12 protein-coding genes and 6 pseudogenes are annotated in these 19,368 nt (G+C 57.0%); 8 read left to right on the top strand and 10 right to left on the bottom strand.

The window, feature by feature from the left end:
- From EDM58_RS17985 to EDM58_RS17975, 3 genes are all read right to left on the bottom strand, one after another.
- The coding region (locus EDM58_RS17985; RefSeq protein ID WP_221175424.1) for a hypothetical protein at positions 1 to 461 on the bottom strand (461 nt) is incomplete at its 3' end.
- 18 nt (positions 462 to 479) lie between these two features.
- Positions 480 to 2,024 (bottom strand): coiled-coil domain-containing protein, encoded by a 1,545-nt coding sequence (locus EDM58_RS17980; RefSeq protein ID WP_122914543.1) that lies wholly within the window; start codon positions 2,022 to 2,024, stop codon positions 480 to 482.
- 37 nt (positions 2,025 to 2,061) lie between these two features.
- Positions 2,062 to 3,024, bottom strand: a complete 963-nt coding sequence (locus EDM58_RS17975) for a helix-turn-helix transcriptional regulator (protein ID WP_122914542.1) — start codon at positions 3,022 to 3,024, stop codon at positions 2,062 to 2,064.
- A gap of 207 nt (positions 3,025 to 3,231) precedes the next feature.
- Here EDM58_RS17975 and EDM58_RS26050 point away from each other — a divergent pair, with 207 nt between their 5' ends.
- Positions 3,232 to 3,318, top strand: a complete 87-nt coding sequence (locus EDM58_RS26050; RefSeq protein WP_221175425.1) for a putative holin-like toxin — start codon at positions 3,232 to 3,234, stop codon at positions 3,316 to 3,318.
- A 202-nt stretch (positions 3,319 to 3,520) separates the two neighbouring features.
- A complete protein-coding gene (locus EDM58_RS17970; protein ID WP_122914546.1) occupies positions 3,521 to 4,888 on the top strand; it encodes a D-serine ammonia-lyase in 1,368 nt (455 codons plus the stop codon).
- Positions 4,889 to 5,035: 147 nt separating this feature from the next.
- Here the strand turns inward: EDM58_RS17970 and EDM58_RS17965 are convergent.
- The 5 genes and pseudogenes from EDM58_RS17965 to EDM58_RS17945 form a co-directional block, all read right to left on the bottom strand.
- Positions 5,036 to 6,040: pseudogene (locus EDM58_RS17965) on the bottom strand (proline racemase family protein).
- Positions 6,041 to 6,050: 10 nt separating this feature from the next.
- Complete coding sequence (locus tag EDM58_RS17960; protein ID WP_122914541.1) at positions 6,051 to 7,490, bottom strand: aldehyde dehydrogenase family protein; 1,440 nt, start codon at positions 7,488 to 7,490, stop codon at positions 6,051 to 6,053.
- Positions 7,491 to 7,501: 11 nt separating this feature from the next.
- Positions 7,502 to 8,377 carry a dihydrodipicolinate synthase family protein gene (locus tag EDM58_RS17955; RefSeq protein ID WP_122914540.1) on the bottom strand — a complete coding sequence of 292 codons (876 nt, stop codon included), beginning with the start codon at positions 8,375 to 8,377 and terminating at the stop codon, positions 7,502 to 7,504.
- 39 nt (positions 8,378 to 8,416) lie between these two features.
- A complete protein-coding gene (locus EDM58_RS17950) occupies positions 8,417 to 9,442 on the bottom strand; it encodes a proline racemase family protein (protein ID WP_122914539.1) in 1,026 nt (341 codons plus the stop codon).
- A complete protein-coding gene (locus tag EDM58_RS17945) occupies positions 9,439 to 10,632 on the bottom strand; it encodes an NAD(P)/FAD-dependent oxidoreductase (protein ID WP_122914538.1) in 1,194 nt (397 codons plus the stop codon). Before EDM58_RS17945 ends, EDM58_RS17950 begins: the two co-directional genes overlap by 4 nt.
- 243 nt (positions 10,633 to 10,875) lie before the next feature.
- Between EDM58_RS17945 and EDM58_RS26560 the strand changes: the two genes are divergently transcribed.
- The 4 genes and pseudogenes from EDM58_RS26560 (at position 10,876) to EDM58_RS17925 (ending at position 14,696) form a co-directional block, all read left to right on the top strand.
- Complete coding sequence (locus EDM58_RS26560) at positions 10,876 to 12,675, top strand: sigma-54 interaction domain-containing protein (RefSeq protein WP_425455628.1); 1,800 nt, start codon at positions 10,876 to 10,878, stop codon at positions 12,673 to 12,675.
- Between the two features lie 162 nt (positions 12,676 to 12,837).
- Positions 12,838 to 13,107, top strand: a complete 270-nt coding sequence (locus EDM58_RS17935) for a (2Fe-2S)-binding protein (protein ID WP_122914537.1) — start codon at positions 12,838 to 12,840, stop codon at positions 13,105 to 13,107.
- Position 13,108: 1 nt separating this feature from the next.
- A pseudogene (locus EDM58_RS17930) lies at positions 13,109 to 13,494 on the top strand ((2Fe-2S)-binding protein).
- On the top strand, positions 13,491 to 14,696 hold the full coding sequence (locus EDM58_RS17925) for an NAD(P)/FAD-dependent oxidoreductase (protein WP_122914536.1): 1,206 nt from the start codon (positions 13,491 to 13,493) through the stop codon (positions 14,694 to 14,696). Before EDM58_RS17930 ends, EDM58_RS17925 begins: the two are co-directional and overlap by 4 nt.
- Positions 14,697 to 14,815: 119 nt before the next feature.
- Here EDM58_RS17925 and EDM58_RS17920 read toward each other — a convergent pair.
- Positions 14,816 to 15,805 (bottom strand): annotated as a pseudogene (locus EDM58_RS17920) (DNA recombination protein RmuC).
- Positions 15,806 to 16,821: 1,016 nt separating this feature from the next.
- Between EDM58_RS17920 and EDM58_RS17910 the strand changes: the two are divergent.
- Positions 16,822 to 17,613 (top strand): annotated as a pseudogene (locus tag EDM58_RS17910) (transposase); the annotation flags it as partial.
- A gap of 104 nt (positions 17,614 to 17,717) precedes the next feature.
- On the opposite strand, the pseudogene EDM58_RS17905 reads toward EDM58_RS17910, so the two are convergent.
- A pseudogene (locus tag EDM58_RS17905) lies at positions 17,718 to 19,062 on the bottom strand (ISLre2 family transposase).
- Between the two features lie 192 nt (positions 19,063 to 19,254).
- Here EDM58_RS17905 and EDM58_RS17900 point away from each other — a divergent pair.
- A pseudogene (locus EDM58_RS17900) lies at positions 19,255 to 19,353 on the top strand (spore germination protein); the annotation flags it as partial.
- Positions 19,354 to 19,368: the final 15 nt, after the last annotated feature.

The raw sequence follows: 19,368 nt of genomic DNA, 5'->3' as shown, positions 1-19,368 counted from the left end.
GCTTGCTGGGCGCGCTGGCCGTCCACCAGCAGGTCGTAGCCTGCCTGGTTGGAGGTTTGCGGGAACTCCACATCGTGACCTTTCGCCTGCAGTTCCGCCGCCACCATCCGCTCTGCGACGTACCCCTGGATCTGCGCGATGTCCCCGGTATTCACCGTCGTGTCCACCGTTCCGGCAAAGCGGGAAAAGGCGAACAGGGAAGACAAATCCTCCGCCCGGGAAAAGTCGATGCCTTCCATCACGGTCGGGTCCAGGCGGAAATAGTCGTACAGAAAATCCCCGGCGCTGACCGCCGTGATGCTGAAGGTCTGCTTCATTTCCTCCGCGCTGCCGAACAAAAAGGCTTGCAGCCGCCCTTGCTCCCTTTGCGGTTTGACCGGTCGGAGCGGCTCTCTGAGCGCTTCCCTGTACCTGCCTTGCTTCCACAACGTCCAAAAAGCCGGATTTGGTATCCCTCTCATCAACTCATCACGCCTTCCTTACACATGCTGCAACCCGTAGAACTGTTGTTCCAGACTGCCGATCTCCTGCTCCAATCTTGCTGCCGCAGTCTGGTGCTGAGCCAGTGCCGTCTCCAGCTCTCCCCGCTTTCGTTGCAATGCCGTCAGCTGGTGACGCAAACTTTGGCACTCCTGCCTGGCAGAGCGGATCTGCTCTCTTTCCGCTCTGCCCCATTCCTGCTCAGCGGAAATAACCTCACCCGCGAGTTTGTCCAGCAGCTCTTTTCGCTGGTTTTGCAAACGGGAGGTTTCCACGAAGGCAGCGGCAGATTTCATTTTCTGCTTCGCCCAGCCCAGGAATCCATACTCCCGGGATTGCCGATTCTGCCGTATTCGTTCGATTTCCCGGCCGATCTCTTCATAGCGAGCAGCAAGCAGGTCAAACTTTTCCGATATTCCCAGTTGCGCCAGGTTTGCCTTTTCCAGCCGCCTTTTCACCTCTGAATGCGTACGGGCGATATGCCGTTCCCGCTCCGCGATCCTCTGCTCCGCCCGGCGAATCTCTTCCTTGCAGGCAGCGATTTGCCGGATGTACTCATCTACATGCTGCTGGTGCTCCCCCATTTCTGCCCGCAGCTTCCAGTGCTGCTCAAAGGCAGCCTGCCACCTTCCCTGCAAGGGGCTGTAGGAGACGGGCTGCCGGAATGCGCCCAAGGCAGGCAGGGCAATTTGCAGAATCAGGATCGGCACCATCTTGTTTTGAAACTTCCGGGTCTGCGCACGGTACAGATAGAATCCGCCCCCGCCCAGCAGCATGACAAGAAAGAGCGGATTGGCCAAGATGGCCACGGTAGAGGTCAACACGGTATAGGTGCCAAAAGAAAGCGTCACGCCCACAAGCCCCGCCAGTGAGGCCAACAGGGAAACAGCGGACGTATAAAAGGCGAATCCGCTCACTTCCACGATGACGGCAAACAGAATGCTGGCTCCGCTGGTGACGACAATTTTTTGCAGCACGTCGCGGGTCAATTGCTCGACACCCAACCGCTGCTTGATCTGGTCCTGTTTCTCATCCGGCATGGATTCGATGAACGCTTGCACTTTTTCCAGGTACTCCCGCTGTTTCTCGGGGGATGCCGCATCCATCTCTTTTCCCGCCTGCGCCAGCAGTTGGTCCAGCTGGAAGCGGACCATGGTCTGCAGCGGGTCCATGCCCGGATGTTTCGCTTTGTAGTCGCGGTACCGGGAATCCTGTTTCGCCATCCCTTGGTCCGCTCTCTCCACGATTTGTCCGGCGAACTCTTCCACTTCCTGATCGGTGAGCAGATGGCTGCCGCGCACTTCCAGACGTTTCGCCATCTCCAGCAGGATGTCCAGCTGCAGCTCTTCGTCGGGACGATGCTTGAGCGCATTCGCTTTCTCATTCAGTTTCTGGATGAAGGGATTCGTCTTGCGGTGAAACAGATCTTGCATTTTGGTTGCCAGAATATCCATGATGCCCGTATCGCAGCACAGCGCATGCACCATGCGCAGCTCATTGCCCTGAAGAGAACACAAGGCCTGGGCGAACAGCCGTCCATTCATGTCTTTCCTCCATCGCTTGCACGATCGTATCTGTCTTTCACTTCTGCTGGCCGTACATATCGGCCAATATCCGATACTCTTCCAGCAGCTGCCGCCGGTATTCCGCAGGCTCCAAAAGCTCCGCGTCCTTTCCGTACTGTTTCATCCAGCGCAAGAACTCTTCCGCCCCGCGCGTCGTGACCCGCAGCAGCAGAGAACCGTCAGCCAGATCTTCCAGTTGGGGTTTTGAATCGTACCGGTGCTCCTTGATGTAACGGGCGACATCCCGGGAAAACCGCACGGTAAAAGTGGTTTCCCTGCCATCTGCCTTGATTCCCCACAGCTTGTCCAAATAAGCGTCGATCTGAAAATCATCCTCGATGAAAAACTTCTTATGGGTCAGTTCAATGGAATGGAACCGGTTGAGGCGGAAAGTAAGCACTTCCCCGCGCAAGTGGCAGAATCCGATCAGGTAGAGATGGCCGGCGCGGGGAACCAGGTAGTAGGGATCGATCATGCGCCTGGTCAGGTCTTCCCGCGACATCGTGTAATATGCGCAGGAAATCGTCACGTCCTGCACAATCGCTTCGATGATCCGCTGCATGATCAGATCCTGGTCGGCGTTGGCAGCAGGCTCCGTATGGATGCGGATGCGTTTGCTCAAATGCAGCAGGTCGTCATTTACCCTGAAGCGCGTCAGGATCTTTTTCATGGCAGACTGAAACGATTTCTGAAAAGGGTGTCCCTTTGTTTTGAATGGACTGGCCAGCATGGGATACAGGGAGATGGCCAGGTATTCCTCGGCCCCAAGTTTCCCCTGTGTCTGAATATGGTTGTCAATGATGTAATAGCCTTTGTTTCCCTGCAGCAGCACCTGGATCCCGCATTTGTCCAGGTCTTTGATGTCCCGGTAGATGCTTCTGACTGACGTTCCGGTCAATTGGGCAAGTTCGGGAGCGGTTATTCCGGGCCGCTGTTGAATCGTTGTCACGATGAAAAAGAGGCGTTGTGTCTTATCCATGGAAATCCACCTTTGGAAATAGGAAAATATATATGTATTCATGAAATAAATTTTATTTCCTCTTTACTTGGGGGATTTTGTCAATAAGAAAGAAAATTCACTTTCTTTTGTGCAGGAAAAACCCATAATCTGGTATACCTATCGCCTGTATGCTATAATTTCCGTGGACAGAACAGGCTTGCAAGGGCGGTCGGCTGGCTGACGCTGATGATCAGCTTCTGTATGCTGCTTGTCGCGCTGCTGGCGCTCGTTGTCTCCATCGTTACAGCGATTAACCAAAACAAAAAGAAATAGACCGCCCTCACCAAAGGCAACCGGTCTATTTCCAAGAACGTTTGTAAGCCGACCGCTCAAAAAAGCGGCTGTTGCAGGGAGGAGTCGGAGGCAACCGGCTCCTTTCGCATTGTACGCATTTTCTGCCTTTCGTATACCAGATTCGCTGGAAATCGCCAACCAGCCGGATCCAAAAAGAACAGTGGTCAAGGGGGATTCACGCGTGGACGATAATCTGAATATTCACGGCCGGACGCTGCAGGAATGGAAGAAAGCATACCCGCTGCTTTCTTCCCTCATCGCGACAGAAGAAGCATTTTGGCTAAACGAACATTACGAATCCTTCCGGCAAGGGGCGGGACTCCCATTGCGGGAAGAGGATATACGCGATGCGGAAGCGCGCCTGGTACGCTTTGCCCCTTACCTGCAATCCGCTTTTCCCGAGACCCGAAAGACAGATGGGTTGATCGAATCTCCGCTCCTCCCCATACCCGAGATGCAATCTTATCTGGAATCGGTGCAACAGATCGCGATTCCCGGAAAAATGTGGCTGAAATGCGACAGCCATCTGCCGATTGCCGGATCGATCAAGGCTCGGGGCGGAATCTACGAGGTGCTGAAACATGCCGAGGATCTGGCGTTGACCCATCGCCTGCTTACGCCGGGCGACGATTACGCAAAGTTTTCCACAGACGCGTTCAGGGAACTCTTTTCCCGGCACTCCATCGCCGTCGGCTCAACGGGCAACCTGGGTCTCAGCATCGGCATCATAAGTGCCCAACTTGGATTCCAGGTCACGGTCCACATGTCGGCCGACGCCAAAGAGTGGAAAAAAGAGTTGCTCCGCAGCAAAGGGGTCAACGTGGCAGAGCATGCGTCCGATTACAGCAAAGCGGTGGAAGAGGGCAGGAAACAGGCGGCAGCCGATCCTTCCTGCTATTTCATTGACGATGAAAATTCCAAGGACTTGTTTTTCGGGTATGCCGTTGCTGCCTATCGCCTGAAAAATCAGCTGGATGCCCTGCAAATCACGGTTGACCGCGAACATCCGCTGTTTGTTTACCTGCCGTGCGGAGTGGGTGGAGGGCCCGGGGGCGTCGCGTTTGGTTTGAAGCAGGTATTCGGCGATCATGTTCATTGCTTTTTCGCGGAACCGACCCACTCTCCCTGCATGCTGCTGGGATTGATGACCGGCCTTCACGATCAAATCTCCGTTCAGGACTTCGGGATTGACAACAAGACCGAAGCGGACGGTCTCGCGGTTGGACGTCCCTCCCGTTTCGTCGGAAGAACGATCGAAACCCTTCTTAGCGGGATTTATACCGTAGAGGATGATGAACTGCTGGTACTGCTGGCCGCCCTGCGCGACCAGCAAGGCATTCGCATGGAGCCATCCGCTCTGGCGGGGATGTGCGGCCCCTCCCGTTTGGCGGGAAGTGCGGAAGGGCGGCGCTATATCGAGAAACAGAATTTGTCGATGAAACAGGCCACTCACATTGTCTGGGGCACCGGAGGCAGTCTGGTGCCTGAGAGCGTACAGGAAGAATACTATCAGAGAGGGTTGCAAATGGCCCGCTCAAGACAAGAATAAACCAGCTCTCTTCGCAAAAGGAGCCGGCGGCTTCCGGCTCCCTTTGTTTTCGCAGATTCACAAACAGGCACATGACGAAAGACGTGCCCGCGCATGGTTTCCCGCGCAAACACGCCTCCTTTGGATTCCCAAGGTTTTCCCCGGTTATCAACCGAGCAAGAACCCGTCACCCAGGGGGTCTTCCGGATCGATGACAAACTGGTGCAAGCCTGTGACAAACGCGTTTCCCTCGATGGTGGGGATGATGGCCGGAAAATCACCTACCCTGGTCGTGCCAATCACCGTGCCTGTGAATTGGCTGCCGACAATTCCCTCGTGAACAAACGGTTCTGCCATCGCGATCTGTCATCTTTGGTACAGTGTCGCCAGCCGGGCGGATGTACCCGTGCCGCAGGGAGAGCGGTCAATCTGCCTGTCGGCGAAAATCGTGACGTTTCGCAGGTGGGACCCCGCTTTTTTCGGTTCGTCGGATACGATCACCCCATATATGCCCTGCAGCTGCGGTTGCAGCGGATGCTGCACGGAGATGTCGGCTTCGATTCTCTCCTTGATCGCCTGCCCCCAGTCCTGCAGAGCGGGCAACTGGTCAATTTCGACGCGAACTCCCAGGTCTTCGGCTTGCACCACCGCGTAAAACGCTCCGCCAAAGGCGATGTCGACCTGAATGGAGACTCCGTTGACAGTTAGCGGGACATCTTGCGCAAAGACGAACGACGGCACGTTTTCAAAGGAAACCGATTTGACTTCACCTTCTGTCACTCGCGCACGGGCAACCACCTTCCCGGCGGGGCTGTCGATCACGATTTGCGGCGTCTCCCCGTCCACCTGCAAATATCCCGTCTCGATTGCCGCGGTCACCACGCCGATGATCCCGTGACCGCACATGGTGCTGAATCCTTCATTGTGCATGAATAGAACGCCAAAATGAGCGTCCGGGCTGACCGGCGGAACGATCACGCAGCCGTACATCCCGTGATGTCCGCGCGGCTCGTGCATCAGGGCGCGGCGAATGACGTCATGGTGTTCGCGAAAATAGGCCCTTCGTTCCAGGATTGTTTCGCCTTTCAGCGGCGGAATGCCTCCCGTGATGATGCGCAGCGGCTCCCCTCCGGTGTGGGTGTCGACTGTCGTGAACAGTTGTCTGATTTTCATGCCAGCCTCCTCACAAGGTATGCTTGATCGCGCAGGTTTTGACCGCGCTGTAGAAGTCCAGTGCGGCCTGTCCCTGTTCCCGGGTGTGGGAACTGGACAGCTTCATCCCGCCAAACGGCGCCTGGTACTCCACGCCCGCCGTCTCCTGGTTGACCCGGACCATCCCCGCCTGCGCCAGATCCAGAAAGCGGTGGGCCCGGGAGAGATCGCGGGTAAACAGCGAGGCGCTCAACCCGTATACGGTACGGTTGCACAGCGTCACGGCATGATCGAAGCCGTCTGCGGGCAAAAGGACAGCCAGCGGTCCGAACACTTCTTCCTGCACCAGCGCGTGGTCTTCCGTCACTCCCGAGACGACCATCGGCTTGACGTAGTAGCCCTCATCCGGAGAGGTGAGCAAAACGCCCTGGGCCACCAGATCCGCCTCGCGCTCCGCCATCGCGGCGTACTCCGAAACCTTGCTGTACTGGGCATGCGACGCCACCGGTCCGAGATACGCGCCCGGATCCAGCGCCGGCCCCGCCTTGCAGGCTGCCACCGCTTTCCGCAGAAGTTCCGCGAACGACTCGCAGACCTCCCGCTCGACGATGATCCGGCTGGTTGCCGTACACTTTTGCCCGGCTGAACGAAACGCTCCACTCAGCACGAGGGGAACGGTTTTTTCCAAATCGGCGTCGCGCAGCACGACAGCCGCGTTTTTGCCGCCCATTTCCGTCTGGTACTTGATATTTCGGGCTGCACAGGCGGCGGCGATCTGCCTGCCCGTGGCCGTGGAGCCGGTAAAGCTGACCGCGTCCGGCTGAATCTCCTCCACCAGCGCCTGGCCGATCTCGCTTCCCTTGCCGATCACCAGGTTGAGTACCCCTGGCGGCAGCTGGGCTTCGGCAAATATCTCCGCCACCCTCACCGCCGTAAGCGAAGCGTTCTCCGCCGGTTTCCAGATCACGGTGTTGCCGCAAATCAGCGCAGGGGCGATTTTCCAGATCGGGATCGCCACGGGAAAATTCCACGGCGTAATCACCGCGACGACACCCAGCGGTACGCGTCGGGTGTACTGCAGCACATCCGGTTCGGCGGACGGGATCACGCTGCCGACGGACCGCACCCCTTCCGCGGCATAATAGCGGAGCAAATTGACGCCTCTTGTGACTTCGCCCCGCATTTCCCCGATCGGCTTGCCCATTTCCCGGCTGGCCAGTTCGGCCACTTCCCCCGCCGCTTTCTCCAGCGCAGCCGCGATTCGGTACAGCACTTCTCCCCTTGCCGCCCCCGTCATCCCCGCCCAGTGGGAAAACGCCTGGCGTGCGGCCTGCTCCGCCTGGCGCACATGCGAAGTGTCGGACAGCCGGACAACGCCCACTTCTTCAGACAGCTGCGACGGGTTTTGCACGACAACCTCTCTTCCCGCAGGCGTGACCCATTCGCCACCGATCCAGTTTTTGCTCTGCATCCCGACTTCCCTCACTTTCCGCCGACCGCGTGCTGGTAGGCCTGCCGGATCGCTTCGTACTCCGCATCCGGAAGCGGAAGCCGCGGCGCTCGCGTGGGACCGACGGGAAAACCGGCCAGCTCCATCATGTACTTGATCGACTGGACCAGCTGCGGGCTGGCGTCGAAGCGAAACAGCGGCAGCAGGCGGCGGTAAAGCGCCATGGCCTCCTCCAGTTTGCCAGCCCGGGACAGGTTGAACAGCTCCACGCCTTCTTTTGGCAAGGCGTTCGGCACCCCGGCGATCCAGCCTGTCGCACCGACCATCGCGCCCTCCAGGGTCAGGTTGTCAACCCCGACCATTACTTCCAGATTGGTTTTTTCCAGGATCTCCAGCATGCGGCGGACATCCCCGGAAAATTCCTTGACGGCCACCACGTTTTCCAGGCGGGAGAGTTTGGCCAGGAAATCGGGCGTCAGATCGGTTTTGTAATCAAGCGGATTGTTGTAGGCAATAATCGGCAGACCCACGCTGTTCATTGCTTCGAAGTGCGCCACCACCTCGTGTTCCAGCGGCCGGTAGTTGATCGGAGGCAGCGCCATCACGCCGGCAGCCCCCGCTTCCCTGGCGTAGCGAACCCAGTCCGCCGCCTGCTTGGTCGAGGGAGCCGCGGTCCCGACCACAACCGGCACTCGTCCTTCCGCGGCCTCGATGACGGTGTCGATCACCTTGGCGCGCTCCTCGTTGGTCAGCGTCGCGTACTCGCCGAGCGAGCCGGACGGCACAAGTCCGTCAACCCCCTGGGAAATCAGCCAGTCGCACAATTCGTGCAGCCGCTTGTAGTCCACCTCGCAATCCGGGGTAAACGGCGTGACCAACGCTACATAGACACCTGCAAATCTTGTCATTGTTTTCGCTCTCCTCTCGCATTTTCGGAAATTTTCCAGTCAATGATCTTCGGCAGGCGGGATCAGCAAAAAACCCTCCGCCAGTTCATCGGCGGGATTGTAAAAAAACTTGTGCATTCCCATCAGCCAGGCGGACCCGGTGATTTGCGTGACTGCCGCCGGACAGCCGGCAACCTCTGTCTTTGCCAGCACCTGTCCGCGAAACAGCGAACCGACAATGCTTTCGTGGACGAACTCCTCGCCGATGCCGATTTCCCCTTTGGCAAACAGGGTGGCGAGCTTGGCGGAGGTTCCGGTTCCGCAGGGAGAACGATCAATCCCGCCGGGCGGAACCACGACCGTATTCTTTACATGCGCCTGCGGGTGGGTGGGATCGGTGAAAAATTCCACATGCGTTAGGCCGCGGATAAACGGCGACTCGGGGTGAACCACCTCCACGGTCCGGTTGATCGACTGGCGGATGCGCACGGCGGTCTCGACAATCGTGGAAGCATTGGATGGCAGCAGTTCCAGCCCCAGCTTTCGCGCGTCGGTGATGGCGTAAAAATTGCCGCCATAGGCGATATCGCAGCGCACTTCGCCCAGCCCTTCCACCACTGTCACGAGGTCCTGCTTGTACAGGAATGATGGAATGTTGCGAAACGTCACCTGCTTGGCCTTCCCGTTATCCACGTCGATGCGCACTTCCACCAGTCCGGCCGGAGTGTCCAGCTTCAGGGTGGTAACCGGCTCGGTCACGGCGATCATGCCCGTTTCCACCAGTGCGGTGCAGAATCCAATCGTATCGTGGCCGCACATCGGCAGATAGCCGCCCGTTTCGATGTAAATCACCCCTACATCGGCATCCGGATGGCAGGGTTCCACGAGCAGCGCCCCTGACATTACATCATGGCCGCGCGGCTCAAACATGAGAAGCCGGCGGATCCAGTCGTGTTCCGCCTTCATCTCCAGCATCCTTTCCGCCATCGTCCGACCGTACAGCCTGGGCAGTCCGCTGATCACGGTCCGGGTGGGATTCCCCCCGGTATGGGTGTCGATGGTGGAAAATAGATGACTTGCTCTCATCGGCGCACCTCCCTTTCTTTCGCAAAGCGATCATGGCGCAGCGGCCCCAGGGGAATCGACGTTTCCGCCTGTTCCGTCAGCATTTCACTCACCACCTTTCCGGTCACGGCGGCCAGGCTGATGCCGTCGCCCTCGTGCCCGGCGGCGATGAAAAATCCCGGCACTTCCTCGACGCGCGAGATGATCGGCAGGTGGTCGGGTGTCCAGGGACGCAGCCCGCAATACGTGCGGATGACGGTGAAGTCCCTGATTTTCGGGTAGAAACGGGTCGCCCGCCGCGCGATGCAGGCAACCACCGCCGGGTCCACCTTGGTGTTGAATCCGACAAACTGGCGGCTGCTGCCGATGAGGAAGTTCTGGCTTTCGGTCGGCTCAAACACCAGCGCCACCCCGTATTTTTCCGTCTCCGGATCTGCTTTTCGCCGGCCGCCGAACTTGGAGATCAGATAGCCGAATTCCATCACCTTGCGCAGCCCGACCGGAACCTGACGGGATGCGACGAGCAGGTGTCCCTTTCTGGGTACGATCGGGATGTCGACCCCCACCATGCGGCCGATCATCGGCGCCCAGATGCCGGCAGCGTTCACCACCTGTTTGGCAGTCAGTTCGCCGCGGGACGTCTGCAGGTGAAACCGGCCTGTCGCCGAATCCCGTTTGAAGCGGGTTACCTCGGTTCTTAGCAGGATCCGGGCTCCGTGCTGTTTCGCCCCTTCAAACAGGGAGTACGTGAGCAGATAGGGGTTTACGGTGGAATCGGTGGCGCACTCCAGTCCGCCCAGCAGATCATCGGCAAAATACGGAGACTCTTGCCGGATGTCAGCGCGGTCGAGCATCCGGAAGGGAAGTCCCGCCTCCCGCTGGCGGCGAACCCATTCCTGCGCCGCCTCCATCTCCTCTTCCGACTCGCAGACGAGAATGCTGCCGGGGGCCCGGTATTCGAACGGATGCTCCAATTCCCGACTCAGTTCTTTCACCAATTGCTGGCTTCTGAGCGACATCTGGCTGTCAAAGCCGGGGTCCTTGTCAATCGCCAGGATGTTTCCGTCACAGCGGGACGAGGTGCCGCTGGCCAGTTCTCCGCGTTCCACCACCGTCACCGCAAGACCCGCTTTCGCCGCGTAGTACGCGACCGCCCCTCCGATGATGCCGCCGCCGATCACGACCACTTCCGCATGTGATGTGCTGGTCATCCATTCCTCTCCCTTCGCTGCCCCAGTTCGAACTTCTACGCCCCGTAAATAGCAAAAGGCATGCCAGTTGAGCACGGAAGCGGTGCTCCAGCGCATTCCGGGGAAAAGCGGAAGCGTTCACAGGCGGCACATGAAAACATGCCTGGAGAAATGTCCAAACCCTTTGACAGTTCCGTTCGATTCTGTATAATATCCTGTAAATTGTGAAAATTTCCAAGCCTGTTCAAAAAGGGAGGTGTTCCCTTGAAACACAAGCTTCCCCCCCTGGAAGACCTGATCGTTCGCACGTTTGTGTACACCGAGAACGGCATCGACGCAGCGCTGAATCAAGCTCGAGCCGATACACCCGTTTTTACCCGGTTCCATGGCGAGCTGTTCGTCACAACCGCTGCCTCTCTGAGCGCTGCCCCGAATCCGGGAGTTGAACCTCCCTCATTTCCCTGGACGCGCACTGTCGCCGTTGCCCCCGGGAGCCCGCTTGGCCTCGTCATTTTGCTCTTGCTGAAGCATGCGTACGTCCTGATCGAGGATTCCCGTCCGATCGGATACGTCTGCAGGCCCACCCTGCTGCAAACCGTCTACCGGACGTATGAGTACCTGGATGCCTACTTCGAGACGATGTTGCAAACGATGGATACTTCCATTTCCATCATCGACGAGCAAGGCAATGTGATGGTCTGGACGGAAGGGGCGGAACAGATTTTTTCCATCAAGGCAGAGGAGATCCTGGGCAGGCCGATCACCGACTTTTTTCCGCTGGATATGCTGCAGACGTTGAAAACATTGAAGACAGGCGAATCGGTCTACCGCCGCCAGCATCAGCCCCGCGAGGACCTGTTTGTGCTGATCAACACCAACCCGATCCGGCTGCAGAACCGGATCATCGGTTCGGTGGCAGCGGAGACGGACATCACCAGCCAGGTGCGGCTCAACGAGGAACTGTTCAACGCGACACGCAAAGTCCACGATCTTCAGCAGAAGATGGCGAAGCTCAGCCCTTCCCGCGATCCTTTTCGGGACATCAAGGGGACCAGCGCGGAAATCAAGCGGATCAAAGCCAAAATCCGGAAACTTCACTCCACCGAAGCGACGGTGCTGATCCTGGGGGAAAGCGGCGTCGGCAAGGAGCTGTTTGCCAAGGCGATCCACGATGTACGGGAGGGCCCCGACGCTCCATTTGTGGCGATCAACTGCGGTGCGATCGCCCCCACGCTGTTTGAGAGCGAATTGTTTGGCTACGAGCGAGGGGCGTTTTCCGGGGCGGATCAAAAGGGAAAAAAAGGTTTGGTCGAATTGGCCCGAGGCGGCACGCTGTTCCTCGACGAGGTGGGGGAATTGCCCCTGGAGATGCAGGTAAAACTGCTGCGTGTGCTGCAGGACAGGAAGTATTACGCGGTTGGCGGCACCCGGCAGATCGAAGCGGACTTCCGGATTGTGGCCGCGACGAACAAGGATTTGGAGTCGCTCGTCCGGGAAGGGAGGTTTCGTGAAGACCTGTTCTACCGGCTGAATGTCGTCAGCCTGAAAATTCCGCCGCTGCGGGAAAGGATGGCCGATACGATCGAACTGGCCCACACCTTCCTGTACGAGTTCTCGCTCCGTTACAATCGGCCGATCCAGACCCTTTCGCAGAGCGTGATGCAAAAGCTGCTGCAGCATGATTGGCCGGGAAATGTACGGGAACTGCGAAACACGATGGAACGGCTGGTCGTCTTTGCGACAGACGGAATCATTCAGGAAGAAGACCTGCCCTTTTCCCTTCCCCACAAACACAGACCCTTCCCCTCTCAGAACCGGGAAGACCTTCTCTCCCTGCAGCAGGAGCTGGAAGAGCACGAGAAACGGGTCATCCTGCAGGCGATTGGCAGCGGCCAAACGGCTCGGAATATCCCGCGCCACCCTGTACAACAAACTGAACAAACTGCGTATTTCCCTTCCATAAACGGCTCTCCATCGAAAGGGGGAATCGATCTCCGTTGGCAATGCCCAAGATTTTGGACACATTTCGTTCCGTTATGTCTAAAATTTTGGACAATTCAATGAAAAAAGAGCCGCTCGACCGCACTGGTCCGCCACGTCGAGCCGCACGCACGAACTGCCTGGTTCCTCGCCGGGAGTCCGAAGTTTGAAAGTCTCCCCACGGCATGAACCTTGCAGAACAAGAAACTTGCCGTACAAGAAGGCAGAAAAGAGGAGGAACGGAGTATGACATCCCCGGATATGGTGATTTGCCGCTGTGAGGAGGTCGGCCTCGGCAAACTTTTGCAGACGGCCGCCGCCCATGGCTGTTCGGCGCGGGAGCTCAAACTGCGGACAAGGGCGGGAATGGGAACCTGCGGCGGAAGATCCTGCCGGAGCCTGATCCTGGCGATGCTGGAGGAGTCGGCCAGTCAGGCGCCGGGCCACGACATGCCGCTTGGCTGCCAGCCTCCCGTCCGCCCCGTTTCTTTCTCGATGCTTGGAGGGACAGAGTAATATGGACAGACGCATCCAACACCATCCTGTGCTGGGCGCAATCGCGCCAGGAAAAACGCTCACTTTTCAATATAACGGGAAACCGTACACCGCCCTGCATGGCGACACCGTCGCCGCCGCGCTGCTGGCTCATGGAGTCCGCCAGCTACGCGTGCACGAAGAAAGCGGATCGCCTCGTGGATTTTACTGCAACATTGGCCACTGTTATGAATGAGCGTCACCATCAACAATCGGCCGGGCGTGCGCGCGTGTCTGACACTGGTGGAAGCGGATATGGAAGTATTCTCCGGAGAAAGGCTGCCTGCTCCGCTAAAGCATCCAAAAGCGAAGGATTCGTCCGAGGGCCGGGACAGCCAACTATTGCAGAAAGGACTGAGGGAAGGGTGACAGACGTACTGATCGTGGGCGCCGGGCCAGCCGGTTTGTCGGCGGCCCTCGCCTGCAGGGAACAGGGGCTTTCCGTCCGCGTGGTAGATGAATTTTACCGGCCCGGCGGCAGGCTGCTGGGACAGCTCCACGAGGAACCGGACGGCCAATGGTGGAACGGCCTGGAGGAAGCTGCGAAACTTCACGACAAAGCTCTGCAGGCAGGGGTAGACATCCGCTGCGGAGTGTCTGTCTACAACGTTGCAAAAGCTGACGGGAATTGGCAGGCATTCACAACGGAGGGAGTTTGCGAGGTTCCCGCGCTGCTGCTTGCCACCGGAGCCTCGGAGACCGCGGTACCGGTTCCCGGCTGGACACTGCCGGGCGTGATGTCCATCGGCGCGGCGCAGGTGATGACCAATGTGCAGCGCGTACGGCCGGGAGAACGCGGCGTCGTGATCGGGATCAACGTACTGTCTGTGGCCATCGCCCGTGAACTGCAGCTGGCGGGGATCCATGTCGATCGCATGGTGCTGCCTGCCCTCAGTCCGGTTACATCATCTGCCGGCCATCCTGAGAAAGTGATGGAGTCCATGCTGCGTGTGGCCCATCTTGCCCCATCGCCCCTGATCCGTCTGGGCAGCCGACTGGTGCAGAGCCTCGGCCTGCAAAAACGGGGAATCCGCTTCTATCCGTCCGGCGGAATCCGCATGTGGGGCATCCCCTTTCAGCTGCGGACGGCCGCTCTCGAAATCGTGGGAACCGGGCAGGTGGAAGGCGTGCGGATCGCCCGAATTTCGCCGGAAGGGGTCCCGGTTCCGGGCTCGGAAAAAATCATCCCTGCCGATTTCGTCTGCATCGCCGGAGGCTTGAGCCCGCTGGCCGAACTGGCTGCCGTCGCCGGTTGTGCCTTTGCCTACCTGCCCTCGCTGGGCGGACACGTCCCGCTGCACAACGAACGGATGCAGACCTCCCTTCCCGGCCTTTATGTCGCCGGCAACATCACCGGCATTGAAAGCGCCAAAGTGGCCATCGCCCAGGGAACCGTTGCCGGCCTCTCCATCGCCGCCGACCTGGGAAAACTGCGTGAACCCGAACCATTGCGGCACGCGATGGAACGGGTCTGCCTCGTGCGGCAGCAGGCAGCCATACAGTTCCATCCGGACATCGCGCTGGGGAGGGAAAGGCTGCATCAGATGTATGAGCAGGCGCAAGCGATGTAACGCTCTTTTGCACGGGCAGGTGAACGATTCAGAAAAAGGTGAACGCTCTGGCATGAACGGCAGGCGGTCACCTTTTTCCCATGGAAAACTTGTTTCTTCCCTTTTGTCCCCTGGTGGAACTACTCCACCGACGTCATTTCCCACTCCGGCAACAGCCGGGTCGCCTCTGCCGCCGGGAGTTCCTGTACGGACCGGAGTTTCCGCTCGATCGCCCGTGTGCGAACAGACGCCGTTTCAATGGTATTGCTGGCTTCCTGCAGTTTCTTCTGCGTTTTTTCCAGGACATCGCCAAATTTTCCGAACTCTGTCTTGACGGCGCCAAGCAGCTGCCAGACCTCGCTGGAGCGCTGCTGAATCGCCAATGTCCGAAAGCCCATTTGCAGGCTGTTCAGGAAAGCTGCCAGGGTGGTCGGGCCGGTGATGACCACGCGGTACTCCCGCTGGAGCGCTTCCCAAAGGCCGGTGCGGCGAAGCGCCTCTGCATACAGTCCCTCGATGGGCAGGAACATGACCGCAAAATCCGTGGTGTATGGAGGTTCAATGTACTTGTCGCGGATCTGTTTGGCCTCCAGTTTGATCCTCGCCTCCAGGCTTTTCCCGGCTTCCGCGATCATCTGCACATTCCCTGTTTCCTGCGCCTCCAGCAATCGCTGATAGTCCTCCAGTGGAAATTTGGAGTCAATCGGCAGCCAGATGAACGGCCGGCTCTCTTCCCGGGAAGGCAGCTTGATGGCAAATTCGACCCGTTCGCTGCTGCCATTGCGGGTGGCGACGTTCTTCTCGTACTGCTCAACGGTAAGGATCTGCTCCAGGAGATTTTACAACTGGATTTCCCCCAGCGTTCCTCTCGTTTTGACATTGGTCAGCACTTTTTTCAGGTCGCCAACACCGGAAGCGAGGGTCTGCATTTCCCCGAGTCCCTTGTGGACCTGTTCCAGTTTTTCGCTGACCAGCTTGAAGGAGTCGCCCAAACGCTGTTCCAAGGTGGCATGCAGCTTTTCGTCGACCGTCATGCGCATCTGCTCCAGCTTTTTGCTATTGTCCTCCTGCAAGTGGGTCAGTTTTTCTTCCACCGTAGCACGGACCTTGTCCAGCTTTCGCTCGTTCATTTGCGTCAGTTCCGCCACTTGCCGGGAGAAGCTGTCCAGCAAATGTTTCTGCTGCGAAGACATCTCCCCGATGGATGCCAGCAGGTTTTGCTGATTCGAAGCCAGCGTGGACGCCAGGGTTTGGCTCATCATCTGAAACGAGCGGGAGAGCTCTTCCCGATGTTGTTTGGCGGCCGCATGGGATTCCTGCCGGTTCAAGACGATCTCGTCGCGTACCGCTTTTTCCAGCCGTTCCTGGTTTTTTTCCAGGGCTGACAGTTGATGCTGCAGCTGAACCGTCGAGGCCGTCTTCCCGCTGCGCATGATCAGCGCGATGACGGCCAGTAAAAGGATGAGATTTGCCAGCGATGACAAAAGGATAAATGCATCCATGCCGAAAATTCCTCCTTGTTTGATGATGCCGATTGCTTGCGGTGACCGGTATGCCAAGCTATGAAAAGTATACCAGGAATAACCGGGAAACACACGAACATATGTATGCTGCTGGATGGAAGGAAATGGCGAATCGCCAGCAGATGTCCGGTGTCCCTCTGTGAATGGCGCAAACCGTCACATCCTGACAGGGAACATACGTTTCAGACGGCGAGCGAAAAAAAGCTGCCCCAATGTGAGAGTCCTGCAAAAGTCCACCTAATATCTGTAAACCGTAACCCTAGTGCCCTTAGGTACTGGGGTTTTAAGTATCGAGAATGTAGCTGTAGTGGGGAGAAGCATGTTTCCGATCTGCGCTCCGGTCTACGTCCTGCAAGGATGTGAAACTGTCCGCTCCACAGCGATCCCGGGGGAAGCGCACGAAGTCCCCGTAGGGGGAAACGGCGCGCAGCTCCGGGGTTTACTCATAGATTGCGCTTCTGTTTCCCCGGGCTCGCTGTTCCGCTTGGCTGGACTCCGCCAGTCGCTCCGCCTGGAAACATGCTTCTCCTCCGAAACAGTAGGTTTTCAACAGGCTGAAACCCAATGCCCCTTCGACACTGGGTTTGTTGTACAATGAAAAGAAAACGAAAGAGTTGGAACCATTGCTACAGCCCTCTAAACAAATCGCGGCATCCTTCCATGCCGAATTATATAAACTAATTCCCGCGGATCGCCCATTACGTAAAATCAATGAAATCGTAGATTTCACATTCATTCATGAGTTGGTTCGTTCCTCTTATTGTGATCATTACGGAAGACCTGCTAACGAACCCGAACTCCTGTTTCGTTTATTGTTTTTACAAGTTCTCTACAATCTTTCGGATGAACGCATCATTCAGGAAACGCAGGTAAACCTCGCTTATAAGTGGTTTTTAGGTTTAAATCCAGAAGATACCCTTCCTGACCCCTCTCAATTATCCCGCTTTCGTAATCATCGGTTAGGGGCGGGAGCCGTGGATGAGGTGCTTAAATCAGTTGTACGTCAGTCCATCGAAAAAGGACTTGTGAAGTCAAAGACGATCATCATGGATTCCACCCATACACTGGCAGCTTCGCAAAAACAAAAGCCGCTTGAAGTACTGCGGGATGCGGCGAAGCGCTTATTCCGTGTTGTGGTGAAAAAGCATCCAAAACTCGAAAAGAAACTCCCACGGTTACCGGAGTTGAAGAAAGATCAAGAGGATGCTGAGAAGATCATGCTTCACTACTTGGCGGAACTTGGAGAGACTGTCGAGACTTTGTTACCCGATCATGAGGGTTCCATCTCGGAGAAGGTCAAGATCGCCAAGGCCATCGTGGAAGACGAACGTCTCCTCGCCAATAAAGGTATTATGTCGGCCATTGATCCAGATGCACGCTTTGGATGGAAGAGCAATACGAAATCCTTTTTTGGCGTGTGAGTCAAGCTATAGTGGGCAAGATTTTTTGTCTCTTGGGGTTCCCTCTTCTTGAAAGCGTTTTCTTTTTGGGTGATTCCTTTCTTGATCTTCTTTTTTCCTCATCCGCGAAGGGCTTTTAAGGCCAGCCCGGTAGGGCTGCTTTGATATTGCCCGTGCAACAGGGCGGATTGTCCCGTTTATATAGCCTTTTGCCTGCTCTTTCACTTCCCGTAGCAAGTCCTTCACTCGGACCATTGGGTTGGGCTGTAACACTTGCTTCTTCGCTATCGTCTGTCCACTCAAACGACTTCCCTCTTGTCGTGCCATAATGGCTCGCAACATCGCCTGTACTCCCCGTACACTCCAACTGTAGCCGGTCCTTTTTGCCATCACCCGCATTTGCGCTTCCGCACTCCCCATTGGACGCATGCCCGTCGTGTCGATACCAGCTTCCCCCAGAACCTTTCGATAGTCGATAAGATGCCTTCGATGTCGCCGTAAATAGGCCACGTATTTCCGCCACTCATTCCGATGCTCTTCCAGAATCTTTTCCTCCGGTACGGATTCTACTGTCGCCAGCAAGATATCCGCTTCAAAGGCCGCCAACGCCTGCCGTACCGTCTGCCACGTCTCTGGCAACTGACCCAGGAATCGGCGCAATTCTCGCGTCACATGAAAGCGATCCAGTGTGTAAATACAGCGGTGAAAGTACGATTCACATTCTCCGATCCATTCGGCTCCATCCCCATTGACCACCAGCCACGTGTTTTCATCCACATCGTAATGACGAACGAGAAAGTCGCCAAACCCTTCCCAGAAGTCTCCCTTCGTCGTATGCAGGTAATGTCGTTTCGACCTAAGCCGCACTCGGCCCCCCTCTTGTTCCCATCCTTCGTGTACGACCGCGATTCGATTTTCTATTCCCCGCCGGCGTTGTCGTTGCAAGCTTGTGTAAAGTCCATCCACTTCCACAAACAGCACGCGAACCGACCTTCGGGTCGCTTTCGACACAATGGTTGATTCTTGTTCGGCCCGCGTGATCAGTTTGTCCCGAATGGCTTCATGGCTCAGTACCCGATACCCCAGTAACGCTTCCAGGCGGTTGGCGCTGTCCCGGTACGAGGGTCCTTGGCTAGCAAATTCGATCGCTACCTCTTCCAAAAACGGGCTTAGCTTCTCCCGCCCGTCAAAGGCCAGCATACGATCCAACAAATACACATGTTGACCCTTCACGCGATCCTGATACAAGCGCCGCTTAAATCGAACCGTACCAAAGATCGTGTCGATCTGGACTTCTCGCTGGTCCTTTAACCGATAGCGTGAATGATCCCGTTGATGCATCAGACACTCGTCCAGTGATTCCAGCAAGCGAGCCATACCTGCAGCAAATTGTTCCTGTAACTTCCGAAATAACAGGGTTTCTAGCTCTTTCATTGTCGGAAATTCCGTGTTACACTCACGCATAAGGGTTTCTCCTCCTTGGTTTGTGTTTGTTTTTTGGCGATTTACACTTTACCAAGAAGGGAAACCCTTTTCTATACCCTCTTGCGAAATTTCCTCAGAAAGTTTCATTTCAGTTGCCCACGAACATTTTACTCATACGCGTTCAATAAGAATAGTAACTGCAGGGGTAGGTAGAAAAGTGATTGCGTAACACTGATCCTTCGACACCTGCGTGAGGCGGGAGTAAGGCTTCCCAAACAGGTCGGAGCTGCTGTATGCATCGTCGGCGCCCTGGTTAACGGGGAAGCCGCAGCGGGGAATTTAACA

It is taken from the genome of Brevibacillus panacihumi (assembly GCF_003710985.1).
GTDB classification, from domain to species: domain Bacteria; phylum Bacillota; class Bacilli; order Brevibacillales; family Brevibacillaceae; genus Brevibacillus; species Brevibacillus panacihumi.
Note: the sequence above shows the minus strand (reverse complement) of the source record. Positions and strands in the feature narration are given on the sequence as shown.

What these genes read in the sequence shown, in the direction of transcription:
- EDM58_RS17960 (WP_122914541.1), bottom strand. Translation starts at nt 7,490, where the DNA reads ATGCAGAGCAAAAACTGGATCGGTGGCGAATGGGTCACGCCTGCGGGA.
- EDM58_RS17945 (WP_122914538.1), bottom strand. Translation starts at nt 10,632, where the DNA reads ATGACCAGCACATCACATGCGGAAGTGGTCGTGATCGGCGGCGGCATC.
- EDM58_RS17975 (WP_122914542.1), bottom strand. Translation starts at nt 3,024, where the DNA reads ATGGATAAGACACAACGCCTCTTTTTCATCGTGACAACGATTCAACAG.
- EDM58_RS17955 (WP_122914540.1), bottom strand. Translation starts at nt 8,377, where the DNA reads ATGACAAGATTTGCAGGTGTCTATGTAGCGTTGGTCACGCCGTTTACC.
- EDM58_RS17935 (WP_122914537.1), top strand. Translation starts at nt 12,838, where the DNA reads ATGACATCCCCGGATATGGTGATTTGCCGCTGTGAGGAGGTCGGCCTC.
- EDM58_RS17950 (WP_122914539.1), bottom strand. Translation starts at nt 9,442, where the DNA reads ATGAGAGCAAGTCATCTATTTTCCACCATCGACACCCATACCGGGGGG.
- EDM58_RS26050 (WP_221175425.1), top strand. Translation starts at nt 3,232, where the DNA reads ATGATCAGCTTCTGTATGCTGCTTGTCGCGCTGCTGGCGCTCGTTGTC.
- EDM58_RS17980 (WP_122914543.1), bottom strand. Translation starts at nt 2,024, where the DNA reads ATGAATGGACGGCTGTTCGCCCAGGCCTTGTGTTCTCTTCAGGGCAAT.